The organism is Pantoea sp. SM3 (assembly GCF_000963995.1).
GTDB classification, from domain to species: domain Bacteria; phylum Pseudomonadota; class Gammaproteobacteria; order Enterobacterales; family Enterobacteriaceae; genus Pantoea; species Pantoea rwandensis_B.
In genome coordinates, this window is the sequence record NZ_JZRD01000038.1 from 131,056 (window position 1) to 147,430 (window position 16,375).

A 16,375-nucleotide genomic window follows, 5' to 3' on the forward strand; every position below is an offset into this window, starting at 1 on the left:
GGCTTCAGGAACCGATGGAGGATTTCAGCGGATGATGCGGGGTAATGCGCACCTGCTTCACCATATTGTCTTGCACGTCGAGGATATCCACATCGTACTTACCGATTTTCACGCGTGTATCGACCAGCGGAATCTCCTCCAGCGCTTCCAGCAGCATGCCATTGATGGTGCGTGCTTCGTCTTCGGGTAACGTCCAGTTGAAGGCTTTATTAATTTCACGCACGTTGGCGCTGCCTTCAATCAGCACTGAGCCATCATTCTGCGGCATCACTTCTTCCGCCAGCGAGGGAGACATAGACGTCGTAAAGTCGCCAACAATCTCTTCCAGAATGTCTTCAATGGTCACCAGTCCTTTGATGTCACCATATTCATCGACCACTAAGCCGACTTTCTTCTTATTACGCTGGAATTTCACCAGCTGGACATTCAGCGGTGTACCTTCCGGCACATAATAAATTTCATCAGCAGCGCGCAGCAGGCGATCTTTGTTGAACTCTTTCTTCTCGGTCATCATGCGCCAGGCTTCACGCACGCGCAGCATGCCAACCGAATCATCCAGCGAATCGCGGAACAACACGATCCGGCCATGCGGCGAGTTACTCAGTTGGCGAACAATCGATTTCCAGTCGTCGTTGACGTTAATGCCGACAATTTCATTGCGTGGCACCATGATGTCATCAACGCTGACCTTTTCCAGATCCAGCACCGACAGCAGCATGTCCTGATTACGACGTGACATCAGTGAGCGTGACTCATAGACAATGGTACGCAGTTCTTCCTTACTCAGGGCTGAACTAATGGAGCCTTCCGTTTTGATACCAACCATGCGCATCAGAATGCGGGTAATGGTGTTGAGCAGCCAGACCAAAGGCAACATCACATACTGCAGCGGCGCCAGCAGCACACTACTGGGATAGGCAACTTTTTCGGGGTAAAGCGCCGCAATGGTTTTCGGCAGCACTTCAGCAAACACCAGCACCACAAAAGTCAGGATCCCGGTGGCAATTGCCACACCCGCATCGCCGTAAAGACGCATACCGACAATGGTACCCAACGCGGAAGCCAGGATATTCACGAGGTTGTTGCCTATCAGCACCAGGCTGATTAAGCGATCAGGACGGCGTAAAAGTTTTTCGACACGACGAGCCGCGCGATTACCGCTTTTGGCTTTGTGGCGCAATTTATAACGATTGAGCGTCATCATGCCGGTCTCTGAACCGGAGAAGTACGCAGAGACCAGCACCATGATGACCAGCGTAACGATCAGCGTGGTGGTTGAAACATGTTCCAACGCAAAAATTCCTTTAGTGAGAAGTAAGCAGGTGCTGAAGCACGCGACTGCCGAAGTAGGCCATGGTCAGCAGCAGTGCACCGCCGCAGTTAAACCAGACGACGCGACGTCCGCGCCAGCCCTCGTGATAGTGTCCCCAGAGCAGAACGATATAAACAAACCAGGCAAGAATGGACAGTACCGCTTTATCGACATTCTCCGCGCTAAACAGGTTATGCATGAAGAACAGCCCGGTGCACAGCACCAGCGTCAACAGCACTACACCAATTTGCGTGATATGAAACATCTTACGCTCAATACTCAGCAGCGGCGGCATATCCTGGGTGAAAGCCAGTTTCTTATTTTTTAACTGGTAATCAATCCATGCCAGCTGCAGCGCATACAGTGCTGCGATAATCAGCGTGGCGTAGGCAAACAGCGACAGGCCAATATGGATCATCATGCCCGGCGTGGTTTCGAGATGGGTAATAAAGGCATTCGGCACAAAGGTGGCGAAGGCGAGGTTAATCAAGGCAAAGCCGTAGACAATCGGCAGCAGTAACCAACCGCGATTGCGCGATGCGACGATGGTCATGATCGCGCAGATCAGCAGACTCACCAGCGAACCGATGTTTAGCAGACTGAGGTTTTGTCCGTTATCGACGGCAAAAATGCGTTGTTGCAGTGCAACCGCATGGGCGATCAACGCGACGCAAGCAGAAAGCACGGCAAAGCGACGCCAGCCACCGTTGCGTTTCAGCAGGCTGGGGATAATCAATGCAAGACTGAGGGAGTAGGCGAACAGCGCCACGATCGCGAAAACGAACATAGATCCTTTCAGGTGTCGGTCAGATAAGGAAAAAACCAGTATAGCGCCAGCTGCATCAGGCTCCAAACGATCTGAAGGTCAATTGCAGAGATCGCTGTGGCTTCGTGCTATAATCCGCCGCATTGTGCCGCCCTGGCGGCCTCGCTACGGTCCTAAGTGAGAGAGCATGTTTGATAATTTAACCGATCGTTTGTCGCAATCCCTGCGCAACATCAGCGGCCGCGGAAGGCTGACCGAAGACAACATTAAAGACACCTTGCGTGAAGTGCGCATGGCATTGCTGGAAGCGGACGTTGCGCTGCCGGTCGTGCGCGAGTTCATCAACCGCGTGAAAGAAGCGGCGGTAGGGCAGGATGTAAACAAAAGCCTGACGCCTGGCCAGGAATTTATCAAAATTGTTCGCAACGAGCTGGTTGCGGCAATGGGTGCAGAAAATAATGCGCTCAATCTGAACGCACAGCCGCCGGCTGTGGTGTTGATGGCGGGCCTGCAGGGTGCGGGTAAAACCACGAGCGTGGCGAAGCTGGGTAAGTTCCTGCGCGAGAAACATAAGAAGAAAGTGCTGGTGGTTTCTGCCGACGTTTATCGCCCGGCGGCGATTAAACAGTTGGAAACACTGGCGCAGCAGGTTGGCGTGGACTTCTGTCCTTCCGATCTGAGCCAAAAGCCTGTCGACATCGTTAAGAACGCCCTGAAAGAAGCGAAGCTGCAATTCTACGACGTGCTGCTGGTGGATACCGCCGGTCGTCTGCACGTTGATGAAGCGATGATGGACGAGATCAAACAGGTACACGCCGCGATCAATCCGGTGGAAACCTTGTTTGTGGTCGATGCCATGACCGGTCAGGATGCGGCAAACACGGCAAAAGCCTTCAATGAAGCGCTGCCTCTGACGGGTGTGATTCTGACGAAAGTGGATGGTGATGCGCGCGGTGGTGCAGCGCTTTCAATTCGTCATATCACCGGCAAGCCGATTAAATTCATGGGTATGGGTGAGAAGACGGAAGCACTGGAAGCGTTTTATCCAGACCGTATCGCCTCACGCATCCTCGGCATGGGCGACGTACTGTCGCTGATCGAAGATATCGAGAGCAAAGTTGACCGCGAACAGGCGGAGAAGCTGGCGAAGAAACTCAAAACCGGTGATGGTTTTGATCTCAATGACTTCCTCGACCAGCTGAAGCAGATGCGCAACATGGGCGGCATGGCCAGCCTGATGGGTAAGCTGCCGGGCATGGGTCAGTTGCCAGACAACGTGAAGTCGCAGATGGATGACAAAGTGCTGGTGCGTATGGAGGCGATCATCAATTCGATGACCACCAAAGAGCGTCAGAAACCGGAAATCATCAAGGGCTCACGCAAGCGTCGTATTGCCACCGGTTCAGGTATGCAGGTGCAGGACGTTAACCGTTTATTGAAACAGTTCGACGACATGCAGCGCATGATGAAGAAAATGAAGAAGGGTGGCATGGCCAAAATGATGCGTGGCATGAAAGGTATGATGCCGCCCGGATTCCCCGGTCGCTAAGGCGAGCGGCACACAGCCAGAAAATTAACACGCTCAGGTTGCTTTTTTCGCCAAAATGAGTAAAATTTTCGGGCTTTTTATATTGCGCTCGGGTTCCATCCCTCGATGGAGCCCGAGCGCTTTATTAACTAATGAGGATGTTATGGTTACAATTCGTTTGGCACGTCACGGCGCGAAAAAGCGTCCGTTCTATCAGGTCGTCGTTACTGACAGCCGCAATGCGCGTAATGGTCGTTTCATCGAGCGCGTAGGTTTCTTCAACCCGATCGCTTCTGGTCAGGCTGAAGGTCTGCGTCTGGATCTGGACCGTATTGAGCACTGGGTTGGCCAGGGCGCAACGCTTTCTGATCGCGTTAACGCGCTGATCAAAGAAGCAAAAAAAGCAGCTTAATCTGTCACGGTGGTTAGCATGAGCATTAAACCTGCCGCACAGCCTCTCGTTAACCCAATTGTATTGGGGAAAATGGGGGCCGCTTACGGCATTCGAGGTTGGCTCAAAGTGTTTTCCTCCACTGAAGACGCTGAAAGCATCTTCGACTACCAACCGTGGTTCATCCAGCGCGCCGGTAAATGGCAGCAGGTCGAACTGGAAGGTTGGAAGCACCACAATCAGGACCTGATCATCAAAGTCAAAGGCATTGACGATCGGGACGCTGCGGCACAGTTAACCAATTGCGAAATTACGGTTGATTCTGCTCAGCTGCCAGCGCTGGAAGAGGGTGATTACTACTGGAAAGACCTCATGGGTTGCAAAGTGGTAAACCTCGACGGTTACGAAATGGGCAAAGTCATTGATTTGATGGAAACCGGTTCGAACGACGTTCTCGTCGTTAAGGCAAACCTGAAAGATGCATTCGGTGCTCAAGAGCGGTTAATCCCGTTTCTTGATGAACAGGTTATCAAGAAAGTCGATCTCTCTACTGGCACGATTGAAGTAGATTGGGATCCTGGTTTTTGATCTCCGGACAATCCGGTAACGTAACGGCGAACGCGATGTGGATTGGTGTTATTAGCCTGTTTCCAGAGATGTTTCGCGCTATTACCGAGTACGGGGTAACTGGCCGGGCAGTAAAAAATGGCCTGCTCAACATTCAAAGCTGGAGTCCTCGTGACTTCGCGCACGACCGGCACCGTACCGTGGATGAACGTCCTTACGGCGGCGGACCGGGAATGTTGATGATGGTGCAACCCTTACGGGATGCTATCCACGCAGCGAAAGCGGCGGCGGGAGAAGGTGCCAGGGTGATTTATCTTTCACCTCAGGGTCGCAAACTGGACCAACAAGGCGTTTGCGAACTGGCGACCAACCAGAAGTTGATTCTGGTGTGTGGTCGTTATGAAGGGATTGATGAGCGCGTGATTCACACTGAGATTGATGAAGAATGGTCAATCGGTGATTACGTACTCAGTGGTGGTGAGCTACCAGCCATGACGTTGATTGATTCAGTCGCCCGGTTTATCCCCGGCGTATTGGGCAAGCAGGCGTCAGCCGATGAGGATTCGTTCTCGGATGGTTTACTGGATTGCCCGCACTACACCCGACCTGAAGTGTTAGAAGGGATGGAGGTTCCGCCAGTCTTACTGTCGGGCAACCATGCCGATATTCGCCGCTGGCGCCTGAAACAGTCGCTAGGCCGTACCTGGCTAAGAAGACCTGAACTTCTGGAAAACCTGGCTCTGACTGAAGAGCAAGCACGGTTGCTAAATGAGTTCCAACGGGAACATCAGCAGCAACAAAACCATCAGGTGGAAGAGTAATCTTCCCTGACTATCAGTTTACCCAGGATATAGAGATTTAATTATGAGCAACATTATCAAGCAACTTGAACAAGAGCAGATGAAGCAGGACGTACCTTCATTCCGTCCGGGTGATTCCGTGGAAGTGAAAGTATGGGTCGTTGAAGGTTCTAAGAAACGTCTGCAGGCATTCGAGGGCGTGGTTATCGCTATTCGTAACCGCGGTCTGCACTCTGCATTCACTGTTCGTAAGATTTCAAACGGCGAAGGCGTTGAGCGTGTCTTCCAGACTCACTCTCCGGTAATTGACAGCATTTCTGTCAAACGCCGTGGTGCTGTACGTAAAGCCAAACTGTACTACCTGCGTGAGCGTACCGGTAAGTCAGCTCGTATCAAAGAGCGTCTGGGCGCGTAAGCGACATCCCAAAGTTAATAGCAAACAAGGGGTTGGCCTAAGGGCCAGCCCCTTTTTTTATGGCCGCTTGAGATGGTAAATCGCGCTATTCACTGGGCCGCTATCAAGAATGATCAAACCATAGCGGTAATCGATAAACTCAAACCCACTGCGCAATGCCACGGCACGGCTGGCATGATTCTCCTCATCAGCGATAATCTCCAGTAAGGGGATATGCGCGTGCCTGAAGCCAAAGTCCACCAATTGAGCCACTGCATGTGTTGCGACACCTTGCCTTTGTGCATCGCTGCGAACCCAATAGCCTAATGCACTAAATTCCCCAAGCCGCTGTGCGAATCTGATGCCTGCGCCGCCGAGTAACCGATCATTGCTATCGACAATGGCGAACTCTTCCGCTTCACCGTTTCTGCGCTGCAGATGGGTGAAATGAATCCAGCTAGCAGCTTCCTCTTCCCGATAATCGTGATGCGCCCACACCATCCATGGCTGCAGGCTGTTGAGAGAATGATTGACCGCCGCAGTAAAGGTGCCTGCATCCTGTAGAACGAAAGGACGTAGGGTGATATTGGAGGTTGGCATCCTAAGATCCTGGAAAACGATGAATAACAAAATGTTAATGGAAAAATAGGGTGTTGGCATTCGCTCAACAAAAGCACAGTGTAAAATTAATTTTACATAAACTGCTTTGCATTATATGGGCGTTATTTAATTAACTTCATGTATTTAATGTGTTTATTGTTTTGTTTTCATGGTCCTTATCAATGGTGGTAATAAAAGTGTACATTCATGGATTGCAAGATGTACATGTTGTGGTACAGTAAGCGCCATCCTCAGTGAGGATCCCAAACCGCATAAACGAGTAAAAAGGATCGCCATCATGCAGAAAGACGCGCTGAACAATGTCCATATCGCCGACGAACAGATTTTAATTACCCCGCAAGAGCTGAAAGCGAAGTTCCCGCTCACTGCGGCGCAAGAAGCGCAGATTGCCGCTTCTCGCCAGACTATTGCCGATATTATTGCTGGCCGCGATCCGCGCCTGCTGGTGGTCTGTGGTCCTTGTTCAATCCACGATACCGAAGCGGCACTTGAATACGCTCGTCAGCTGCAAACTCTCTCTGCACAGTTGAAGGATCAGCTGTACATCGTTATGCGCGTTTATTTTGAAAAACCCCGTACCACCGTTGGCTGGAAGGGGCTGATCAACGATCCTTACATGAACAACTCATTTGATATGGAAGCCGGGCTGCACATTGCGCGTCAGCTGCTGGTGAACCTGGTGGAAATGGGCCTGCCGCTGGCAACTGAAGCGCTGGATCCTAACAGCCCACAATACCTCGGCGATCTGTTTAGCTGGTCTGCGATCGGTGCCCGTACTACTGAGTCGCAAACACACCGCGAGATGGCTTCTGGTTTATCAATGCCTGTCGGCTTCAAAAACGGCACTGATGGCAGCCTGGGCACGGCGATCAACGCCATGCGCGCCGCCGCGATGCCGCACCGTTTTGTCGGCATCAATCAGGCGGGACAGGTTTGCCTGTTACAGACTCAAGGCAACCCGGATGGCCACGTGATCCTGCGTGGTGGGAAAGCGCCTAACTACGGACCTGAAGATGTTGCGCAGTGTGAAAAAGAGATGCTGAAAGCGGGACTGCGTCCAGCCTTAATGATAGATTGCAGCCATGGTAATTCTAATAAAGACTACCGCCGTCAGCCTGGTGTAGCCGAATCGGCTATTGCGCAGATTAAAGATGGAAATCGTTCCATTATTGGCCTGATGCTGGAAAGCAATATTCACGAAGGCAATCAGTCTTCTGAGCAGCCACGTAGCGAAATGAAATACGGTGTTTCCGTCACGGATGCCTGCATCAACTGGGAAACCACGGAAACCTTGCTGCGTGAAATCCATCAGGATCTGCAGGGAGTGCTGTCGGCACGTCTGTCACACGAGGAATAAAGAGTCATGGTGGCTGAACTGACCGCGCTACGCGATCAAATTGATGAAGTCGATAAAGCCCTGCTTGGGCTATTAGCCAAACGCCTTGAGCTGGTAGCTGAAGTAGGTGAGGTCAAAAGCCGTTATGGTTTGCCGATTTATGTGCCAGAACGTGAAGCCAGCATGTTGGCTTCACGTCGTCAGGAAGCTGAAGTGCTCGGCGTTTCGCCGGATCTGATTGAGGATGTCTTACGTCGCCTGATGCGTGAGTCTTATGCGCATGAAAACGACAAAGGCTTCAAAACGCTCTGTCCGACGCTGCGCCCGGTGGTGATTGTTGGTGGGCGTGGCCAGATGGGGCGCTTGTTTGAAAAGATGCTCAATCTGTCAGGTTACCAGGTCCGTATTCTGGACAAGGGCGATTGGGATCGTTCTGAAGCGCTACTCAAAGATGCGGGCATGGTCATCATCAGTGTGCCAATCCATCTGACTGAGCAGATCATCGCCGAATTACCAATACTGCCGGAAGACTGCATTCTGGTTGATCTTGCATCGGTGAAGAATCGCCCATTGCAGGCGATGCTGGCGGCGCATACCGGCCCTGTGCTCGGTTTGCATCCCATGTTTGGCCCGGATAGCGGTAGCCTGGCGAAGCAGGTGGTGGTGTGGTGTGATGGCCGTCAGCCGGAGGCCTACCAGTGGTTCCTTGAGCAGATTCAGGTTTGGGGCGCGCGCTTACATCGCATCAGCGCGGTCGAGCATGACCAGAACATGGCCTTTATCCAGGCGCTGCGTCACTTTGCCACTTTTGCCTATGGTTTGCATTTAGCGGAAGAGAACGTCAACCTGGATCAACTGTTGGCGCTGTCCTCACCGATTTATCGCCTGGAACTGGCGATGGTTGGTCGACTGTTTGCTCAGGACCCGCAGCTTTACGCAGACATCATCATGTCTTCGGAGAGTAATCTGGCGCTGATTAAGCGTTACTACCAGCGCTTTGGTGATGCAATCAAATTGCTGGAGCAGGGTGATAAACAGGCGTTTATCAAGAGTTTTGAAGGTGTTGCGCATTGGTTTGGCGATTACGCTCAACGCTTCCTGGTAGAGAGCCGAAGCATGTTGCGTTCGGCTAACGATAGCCGACAATAAAAGAGAAGGCATCCGCAAGGATGCCTTTTTCATTTACAGTCGCGGTTCCACCGGAACAACATTTTCACCCGGATAGCAGCCGAGTACTTTCAGAGAGCGCGTCAAATCACGCAGCTCTTTCAACGCCAGCTGCATGTTCTCCGATTGCAGATTGCCCTGCACATCAATGTAAAACATCTCTTCCCACGGGTTGCCGTTAATTGGGCGGTTTTCAAGTTTGCTCATGATCAGATTATGATTACGCAGCACCAGCAGAGCCTCAACCAGTGCACCAGCTTGCTGACCGGTTGCCATAATCAATGTGGTTTTGGCTGGTACCTGTCCAGAAACTTCAATCGGCTTACGTGCCAACACAATGAAGCGGGTATGGTTTTGTTGCTGGTTAGCTAAATTCCGTTCTAACACCTGCAGACCATACAGCTCACCGCCCGCTTCACTGCCCAGAGCCGCCACTTTTGGTGAATTCATCGCCGCGACCTTTTCCATTGCCGCTGCGGTGCTTTCGGTATATTCGATTTTCCATTGTGGGAAACGATTGATGAACTGGCTGCACTGCTGGAATGGCTGAGGATGGCTATAAACCGTTTCTATTTGCTGTAAGTCGGTATTGCCGTTGACCAGCACACAGTGTTCGATAGGGATGGTCAGCTCGCCAACGATGGAGAGCGTCGTCTGCTGCAGCAGGTCATAGACGTCGTTAATCGAGCCTGAGCTGGTATTTTCGATCGGCATCACGGCGTAATCTGCCTGACCACTCTCCACCTGATGGATGATGTCGTGGAATTTCAGACAGCCCATCTCAACCATTGAATCAAAATGACGTGTGGCGTATTTACGTGCTGCGAGGTGAGAGTACGAACCTTTAGGACCCAGAAATGCAATGCGTGGTGCGTGCGCGTGCGGATGGTTTAAGTTTTTCTGCAGCAGCGCTTGCTGAGTCAGCACCGAATCTTCAATCACCAGTTGGAACAGGCGGGTAATATAGTGCGCATCAAGCTGATGCTTTTTACCGAGTGAGATCAGATTTTCCAGCAGAGCGCGTTCACGCTCAACATCGCGAATAGGGCGATGGGTCGCGAGCTTTGCTTGCGCCACTTCAACCGCCAGCGAACGGCGTTCAGATAACAGCGTTAAAAGCTTTTCATCAACGGCGCTGATCTTATCGCGTAATGCCAGCAGTGGATTTTCGGGATTCATAGGGCTCACCTGTAAAATGTCCAATAAAAAAGCCTCCCGTTTGGGAGGCTTTGTTGTTCGTCTTCGCATTCATTTTCACATGACGAATCGCCTCCCAATCAGGGGAAGGTAAAAAAGAATGCGAAGAAGAACGGTAGATGTTTCATGTGTGATTCCAGCAATAAAGTGGATTGAGAGTAACCGCAGTGATTTAAAGCTGTCAATAAAAAACGCGCCCGCAGGCGCGTTACTGGAAAAGGTCTATTTATCCCGCAGGGGTGAAATCTTTCATACTGCTGGTTGCGCGGCGCGCTTCAGGTTTGTGCTGCGCCTTATTAAGTTGTCGCTCCAGCTTGGCAATCAGATCGTTGATAGCCGTGTACATATCTTCGTGTTTCGCGCTGGCAACCAGCGTGCTGTTAGGTGTGTTAATGGTGGCATCAGCCACGAATTCTTTCGGCTCTTTCGATAACACGATGTGCGGATTTATCAGGTGAGTTTGCCACTTTTCCAGCTTGGCGAGACGGTCTTCGACATGGTTGCGGATAGCCGCAGTGATTTCCATTTGTTTGCTGGTAATGTTCAGAATCATAGTTAAACCTCTCTGTCATTTCCGTCTGGGTAGGACCAGCATACCGCGTAAATCAGGAAAAAGTGTGATCTAGATCACATTGGAATGTCACTTTTTGTCAATGCCAATGAATTGTGAGAAAGGCTCATAAAATCGCCGAAAATGCTTGAAGGGCAGGGATGAAAAGAGCAAGATTGATGAGTTAACCGCAGCGTAGAATCAGCAATATGGCTGAATTTTCGGCAAAAAAAAGCAGCCATTAAGGCTGCTTTTTTATTGGTAGCAAAATCAGGACTGATTATTGGTCGCGATGATCTTCGCCACTTTGTCCGCTTCTGCCGTCAGCTGCAGCTGGCGGTAGGCATTTTCCATCAGCGGCAGCGCTTTGTGCGTCGCTTCAGTATCAGGGAAATCTTTCATCATCCCTTCAACACGGTTAACAACGGCGACATAGGCCCCGCGCTTGGTATAGAATTGCGCCACCGAGAGTTCATACTTCGCCAGACGCTCTTTCAGGTAGGCTAAACGTTTCTGCGCATCCTCAGCATACTGGCTGTTCGGATAGCTGCGCAGTAACTGGGAGAAGTCACGGAAAGCATCACGAGCGTGCGTCGGATCACGATCTGAACGATCGATACCGAAGAAGCCCTGCAGTGCAGAGTCATCCAACGCCATATCCGTCAGGCCTTTCATATAGATGACGTAATCGATGTTTGGATGAGTCGGATTCAGGCGCATAAAGCGAGCGATAGCGGCTTGCGCCAGTGGCAGATCGGCATTTTTGTAATACGCGTAGATTAAATCCAGCTGTACTTGCTGCGAATAAGGGCCAAACGGGTAGCGGTTATCCAGTGCTTCCAGTTGCTTAATCGCCGCTTTAAAGTTACCGTCCTGCAGCTTTTGCTGGGCTGTAGCGTAAATTTCAGATGGCGGGCTGTCCGGAACGGGATCCGATGAGCCGGAACAACCCACCAGAGCCAGGCTCAGGCTCAATGTGGCAGCAGCCACCAGATGTTTCATACGCGTCATGACGAAATGATTATCCTCAAAGTGTTGTAGCGGAAGCTGTCCGTATAGCTCCCGGTTATGACCTGGTACGATAGCACATTATATTAAACGGCATCGCCGTGAAAACCCAACGTTAACGAAGAAGCTGTATATGGCACAACAAGTTCAACTCACCGCAACGGTGTCCGAAGCACAGCTTGGACAACGCTTAGATCAGACTTTGGCGGAATTGTTCCCTGATTATTCACGTTCCCGCATAAAAGAATGGATCCTTGAGCGTCGCGTCAGCGTCAACGGCATCATCATCGATAAACCGAAAGAGAAAGTTTTCGGCGGTGAGCAGGTGTCTATCGATGCTGAAATCGAAGAAGCGCAGCGCTGGGAAGCGCAAAACATTCCCCTGAACATCGTTTATGAAGACGATGATATTCTGGTCATCAACAAACCGCGTGGCCTGGTGGTGCATCCTGGGGCAGGTAATCCGGATGGTACGGTCCTGAATGCGCTACTTTATCATTACCCACCGATTGCCGACGTCCCGCGTGCCGGGATCGTCCATCGTCTTGATAAAGACACAACCGGTTTGATGGTAGTGGCGAAGACGGTTCCCGCTCAGACGCACCTGGTGGAAACGCTGCAGCTGCGCGAGATTACCCGTGAATATGAAGCGGTTGCGATTGGCACCATGACGGCAGGCGGCACGGTTAATGAGCCGATGGCGCGTCACTCCACCAAACGCACGCACATGGCGGTACACCCTATGGGTAAACCCGCAACCACGCATTATCGCATCATGGAGCATTTCCGTGCTCACACGCGTCTGCGTCTGCGTCTGGAAACGGGTCGTACTCACCAGATTCGTGTGCACATGGCGCATATCAACCATCCATTAGTGGGTGATCCGCTGTACGGCGGCCGTCCGCGTCCGCCTAAAGGTGCATCCGATGCGTTCATTGCTGCGCTGCGCGGTTTTGACCGTCAGGCTCTGCACGCCACCATGCTGCGTCTTTACCATCCCATCACCGGCATTGAGATGGAATGGCATGCGCCGTTGCCGCAAGACATGGTCGATCTGATTGACGCGTTGAAAGCCGATACTCATGAGTTCCGCGATCAAATGGATTGGCTATGAGTGAGTGGATCATTCCTGACTGGCCTGCACCGCAGCGCGTTCAGGCATGTTCCACCTTGCGACATGGCGGTGTTAGCGCTGCGCCCTGGGATTCGCTGAATCTTGGGGCGCACGTTGGAGATGCTGAAACGCATGTCTTGCAAAATCGTCAGCATTTGAAAGATAAGCTGCTGCCCGCCATGCCGCAGTGGCTTAATCAGGTGCATGGCCAGGACGTTGTACGTTTGCCTGCGGACGAGTTATTACCCAATGCAGATGCGGCCATCACCCGCGAATCCGGCGTTGTTTGCGCCATTATGACGGCAGATTGCTTGCCGGTGTTGTTTTGCAGTGATGATGGCAGTGAAGTGGCCGCTGCTCACGCTGGCTGGCGTGGTCTGTGTAACGGCGTGCTGGAACAGACGCTGCAGCAGTTTCGCTCACCAGCTCGTGAGATCCACGTCTGGCTTGGACCCGCCATCGGCCCTCAGGCATTTGAAGTGGGTGCAGAGGTGCGAGAAGCCTTTTTGGCGCACGATGTACAAGCCGATGAGGCTTTTCGCCCGGTTGGTGACAAATATTTTGCGAATATCTGGCAGTTAGCGCGTCAGCGGCTTCAGGCCGCTGGAGTGCATTCTATCAGTGGTTCACAGCGTTGCACTTTCACCGAAGCCAATGATTTTTTCTCCTACCGACGAGATGGAATCACCGGGCGTATGGCAACTTTGATTTGGCTGAGATAATCTTACGCCGCAAGACGATCCAGTAGCGTATTTTTTGTTCGCAACACAGGTCATTAACCTTGAAATATTTGAGGGATGACCTCATTTAATCTCCAGTAGCATTTTGACCTGTATTGGAGGAATCATGCGTCTGGATCGTCTTACTAATAAATTCCAGTTGGCCCTTGCCGATGCTCAGTCCCTTGCTCTGGGACACGACAATCAATTCATTGAACCCCTTCACTTGATGAGCGCATTGCTGAATCAGGAAGGCGGATCGGTGCGTCCGTTGCTTAGCGCAGCAGGTGCCGATGTGGCTGGTCTGCGTACCAGCATCGAACAAGCTATCAACCGACTGCCGCAGGTAGAAGGTACGGATGGCGACGTACAGCCTTCAGCCGATCTCATTCGGGCTCTGAATCTGTGCGACAAACTCGCGCAAAAGCGCGGCGACAACTTTATATCATCTGAATTATTTGTTCTGGCGGCCCTCGACTCTCGTGGTTCGCTGGCGGACCTATTGAAGTCTGCTGGTGCAACCACCGAAAAACTCACCAAGGCCATCGAGCAATTGCGGGGAGGAGAGAACGTGAACGATCAAGGGGCTGAAGATCAGCGCCAGGCTTTAAAAAAATACACCATCGATCTGACTGAGCGCGCCGAACTGGGCAAGTTAGATCCGGTAATTGGTCGTGATGAAGAGATTCGTCGCACCATTCAGGTTTTGCAGCGCCGTACTAAAAACAACCCGGTATTAATTGGGGAGCCCGGCGTGGGTAAAACCGCGATTGCCGAAGGGTTAGCGCAGCGCATTATCAATGGTGAAGTGCCCGAAGGCCTGAAAGGTCGTCGCGTGTTAGCACTGGACATGGGAGCGCTGGTGGCGGGCGCTAAATATCGCGGCGAATTCGAAGAACGCCTGAAAGGTGTGCTGAGCGATCTGGCAAAACAGGAAGGCAACGTTATTCTGTTTATCGACGAACTGCACACCATGGTCGGTGCGGGTAAAGCCGATGGTGCGATGGATGCCGGTAACATGCTGAAACCTGCATTAGCGCGCGGTGAGTTGCACTGCGTTGGTGCCACCACGCTGAATGAGTATCGTCAGTTCATTGAAAAAGATGCCGCACTGGAGCGTCGTTTCCAGAAAGTCTTTGTGGCTGAGCCGAGTGTAGAAGACACCATTGCTATTCTGCGAGGCCTGAAAGAGCGCTATGAACTGCACCACCATGTGCAGATTACGGATCCGGCAATTGTGGCTGCAGCAACGCTGTCGCACCGCTATATCTCCGATCGCCAGTTGCCAGATAAGGCCATTGACTTGATCGATGAGGCAGCATCAAGCATTCGTTTGCAGATGGATTCGAAACCGGAATCGTTGGATCGTCTGGAACGCCGCATCATCCAGTTAAAGCTGGAACAGCAGGCGCTGAAGAAAGAGTCGGACGATGCCAGTATCAAACGTCTGGAGATGCTGGAAACGGAACTCGATCAGAAAGAGCGTGAATACGCTGAACTGGAAGAAGAGTGGAAAGCGGAAAAAGCCTCTCTGACGGGTACGCAGAACATTAAGGCGGAACTGGAGCAGGCTCGTCTGGCGATGGAGCAGGCGCGACGTAATGGTGACCTGGGGCAAATGTCTGAACTGCAATACGGCAAAATTCCAGAGCTGGAAAAGCAGCTCGCTATTGCCACGCAGTCAGAAGGTAAAACCATGAAACTGTTACGTAATCGCGTAACAGATGTGGAAATTGCCGACGTGCTAGCGCGCTGGACCGGCATTCCAGTGGCACGAATGATGGAAGGCGAGCGTGAGAAATTGCTGCGAATGGAGCAAGAGCTGCATGCGCGCGTGATTGGCCAGAACGAAGCTGTTGATGCAGTATCAAATGCGATTCGTCGTAGTCGTGCGGGTCTGTCCGATCCTAATCGCCCCATTGGCTCGTTCCTGTTCCTTGGACCAACCGGTGTTGGTAAAACCGAACTGAGTAAAGCACTGGCTAACTTCTTGTTCGACAGCGACGATGCCATGGTGCGTATTGATATGTCCGAGTTTATGGAAAAACACTCGGTGTCACGTTTAGTGGGTGCTCCTCCGGGCTATGTCGGTTATGAAGAGGGCGGTTATCTGACAGAAGCTGTTCGTCGTCGCCCTTATTCCGTGATTCTGCTGGATGAAGTGGAAAAGGCTCACCCGGATGTCTTCAACATCTTGTTGCAGGTATTGGATGATGGGCGTTTGACCGATGGCCAGGGACGCACGGTCGATTTCCGTAATACCGTGGTCATTATGACTTCTAACCTTGGGTCTGATCTAATCCAGGAACGTTTCGGTGCGTTGGACTATCCGGAAATGAAAGATATGGTGATGACGGTGGTAGGTTCGCATTTCCGCCCAGAGTTCATTAACCGTATTGATGAGGTGGTGGTGTTCCATCCATTGGGAGAACAGCACATTGCCTCCATCGCGCAGATTCAGCTGCAGCGGTTGTATCAGCGTCTCGAGGAGCGTGGTTATCAATTGCATATCTCTGATGCTGCGCTGAAACTGCTTGGCGAAAATGGTTACGATCCCGTTTACGGTGCGCGCCCATTGAAACGCGCTATCCAACAGCAGATCGAAAACCCGTTGGCGCAGAAGATTCTTTCTGGTGCTTTTGTCCCGGGTAAAACCATTGAGATGGATGTAAAAGACGACATCATTGTGGCGCACCAGTAATGCGATGTGACTTTAACGGGCCTGCGGGCCCGTTTTTTTATGGTGTTTCACAAGATTTAGGTCGATTTTGCAACGTTTGGGTTAAAGAGTGAGCGGTCGTGCAAAAACTTTAAATTAACGCTTGTCAGTCCATCAGAAATCCCTATACTGCGCCACCACTGAGACGGCAAAGCGGCAACGCAAGCGGCTCAGCAGGGAGTGAAG

17 protein-coding genes and 1 other annotated feature are annotated in these 16,375 nt (G+C 51.7%); of the genes, 10 read left to right on the top strand and 7 right to left on the bottom strand.

Features of this window, described 5'->3' with window-relative positions; all coding sequences use genetic code 11:
- Window positions 1-4: 4 nt before the first annotated feature.
- Together VI01_RS20310 and VI01_RS20315 are read right to left on the bottom strand one after the other, a co-directional pair.
- On the bottom strand, window positions 5-1,291 hold the full coding sequence (locus VI01_RS20310; RefSeq protein ID WP_045816444.1) for an HlyC/CorC family transporter: 1,287 nt from the start codon (window positions 1,289-1,291) through the stop codon (window positions 5-7).
- Window positions 1,292-1,304: 13 nt separating this feature from the next.
- Entirely contained in the window at window positions 1,305-2,099 is a 795-nt protein-coding gene (locus tag VI01_RS20315) for an inner membrane protein YpjD (protein WP_038645240.1), read from the bottom strand.
- A 166-nt stretch (window positions 2,100-2,265) separates the two neighbouring features.
- Here VI01_RS20315 and ffh point away from each other — a divergent pair, with 166 nt between their 5' ends.
- The 5 genes from ffh to rplS all read left to right on the top strand — a co-directional run bounded on the left by ffh (window position 2,266) and on the right by rplS (window position 5,779).
- Window positions 2,266-3,627, top strand: a complete 1,362-nt coding sequence (gene ffh / locus VI01_RS20320; RefSeq protein WP_034822223.1) for a signal recognition particle protein — start codon at window positions 2,266-2,268, stop codon at window positions 3,625-3,627.
- Between the two features lie 142 nt (window positions 3,628-3,769).
- Window positions 3,770-4,018: a 30S ribosomal protein S16 gene (gene rpsP / locus VI01_RS20325; RefSeq protein ID WP_007893313.1), complete on the top strand. Its 249-nt coding sequence runs from the start codon at window positions 3,770-3,772 to the stop codon at window positions 4,016-4,018.
- 18 nt (window positions 4,019-4,036) lie between these two features.
- Window positions 4,037-4,585, top strand: coding sequence for a ribosome maturation factor RimM (rimM, locus tag VI01_RS20330; protein ID WP_034822227.1), 549 nt, complete (start codon window positions 4,037-4,039; stop codon window positions 4,583-4,585).
- 35 nt (window positions 4,586-4,620) lie between these two features.
- Window positions 4,621-5,385, top strand: a complete 765-nt coding sequence (gene trmD / locus VI01_RS20335; protein ID WP_045816445.1) for a tRNA (guanosine(37)-N1)-methyltransferase TrmD — start codon at window positions 4,621-4,623, stop codon at window positions 5,383-5,385.
- A 43-nt stretch (window positions 5,386-5,428) separates the two neighbouring features.
- A complete protein-coding gene (gene rplS / locus VI01_RS20340) occupies window positions 5,429-5,779 on the top strand; it encodes a 50S ribosomal protein L19 (RefSeq protein WP_034822234.1) in 351 nt (116 codons plus the stop codon).
- Window positions 5,780-5,836: 57 nt separating this feature from the next.
- On the opposite strand, the gene VI01_RS20345 is transcribed toward rplS, so the two are convergent.
- Complete coding sequence (locus VI01_RS20345; protein WP_045816446.1) at window positions 5,837-6,358, bottom strand: GNAT family N-acetyltransferase; 522 nt, start codon at window positions 6,356-6,358, stop codon at window positions 5,837-5,839.
- A 298-nt stretch (window positions 6,359-6,656) separates the two neighbouring features.
- Between VI01_RS20345 and VI01_RS20350 the strand changes: the two genes are divergently transcribed.
- On the top strand, window positions 6,657-7,736 hold the full coding sequence (locus VI01_RS20350; RefSeq protein WP_034822238.1) for a 3-deoxy-7-phosphoheptulonate synthase: 1,080 nt from the start codon (window positions 6,657-6,659) through the stop codon (window positions 7,734-7,736).
- A gap of 6 nt (window positions 7,737-7,742) precedes the next feature.
- The gene (gene tyrA / locus VI01_RS20355) at window positions 7,743-8,864 is read left to right on the top strand and encodes a bifunctional chorismate mutase/prephenate dehydrogenase (protein ID WP_045816447.1); all 1,122 of its coding nucleotides are present in this window, start codon (window positions 7,743-7,745) and stop codon (window positions 8,862-8,864) included.
- Between the two features lie 33 nt (window positions 8,865-8,897).
- Here tyrA and pheA read toward each other — a convergent pair whose 3' ends face one another.
- The 4 genes from pheA to bamD form a co-directional block, all read right to left on the bottom strand.
- Window positions 8,898-10,061 (bottom strand): bifunctional chorismate mutase/prephenate dehydratase, encoded by a 1,164-nt coding sequence (gene pheA / locus VI01_RS20360; RefSeq protein ID WP_038645247.1) that lies wholly within the window; start codon window positions 10,059-10,061, stop codon window positions 8,898-8,900.
- A 22-nt stretch (window positions 10,062-10,083) separates the two neighbouring features.
- Window positions 10,084-10,208, bottom strand: a sequence feature (Phe leader region).
- A complete protein-coding gene (gene pheL / locus VI01_RS25460) occupies window positions 10,160-10,207 on the bottom strand; it encodes a pheA operon leader peptide PheL (RefSeq protein ID WP_100703679.1) in 48 nt (15 codons plus the stop codon). Its footprint overlaps the feature before it by 48 nt.
- Window positions 10,209-10,305: 97 nt before the next feature.
- A complete protein-coding gene (raiA, locus tag VI01_RS20365) occupies window positions 10,306-10,632 on the bottom strand; it encodes a ribosome-associated translation inhibitor RaiA (protein ID WP_045816448.1) in 327 nt (108 codons plus the stop codon).
- A gap of 267 nt (window positions 10,633-10,899) precedes the next feature.
- The gene (bamD, locus tag VI01_RS20370; RefSeq protein WP_034822246.1) at window positions 10,900-11,640 is read right to left on the bottom strand and encodes an outer membrane protein assembly factor BamD; all 741 of its coding nucleotides are present in this window, start codon (window positions 11,638-11,640) and stop codon (window positions 10,900-10,902) included.
- 130 nt (window positions 11,641-11,770) lie between these two features.
- Between bamD and rluD the strand changes: the two genes are divergently transcribed.
- From rluD to clpB, 3 genes are all read left to right on the top strand, one after another.
- A complete protein-coding gene (gene rluD, locus VI01_RS20375) occupies window positions 11,771-12,751 on the top strand; it encodes a 23S rRNA pseudouridine(1911/1915/1917) synthase RluD (protein ID WP_045816449.1) in 981 nt (326 codons plus the stop codon).
- Entirely contained in the window at window positions 12,748-13,473 is a 726-nt protein-coding gene (gene yfiH / locus VI01_RS20380; RefSeq protein WP_045816450.1) for a purine nucleoside phosphorylase YfiH, read from the top strand. The genes rluD and yfiH overlap by 4 nt, the downstream gene beginning before the upstream one ends.
- Before the next feature lie 124 nt (window positions 13,474-13,597).
- Window positions 13,598-16,171 carry an ATP-dependent chaperone ClpB gene (gene clpB / locus VI01_RS20385; RefSeq protein WP_045816451.1) on the top strand — a complete coding sequence of 858 codons (2,574 nt, stop codon included), beginning with the start codon at window positions 13,598-13,600 and terminating at the stop codon, window positions 16,169-16,171.
- Window positions 16,172-16,375 lie beyond the last annotated feature (204 nt).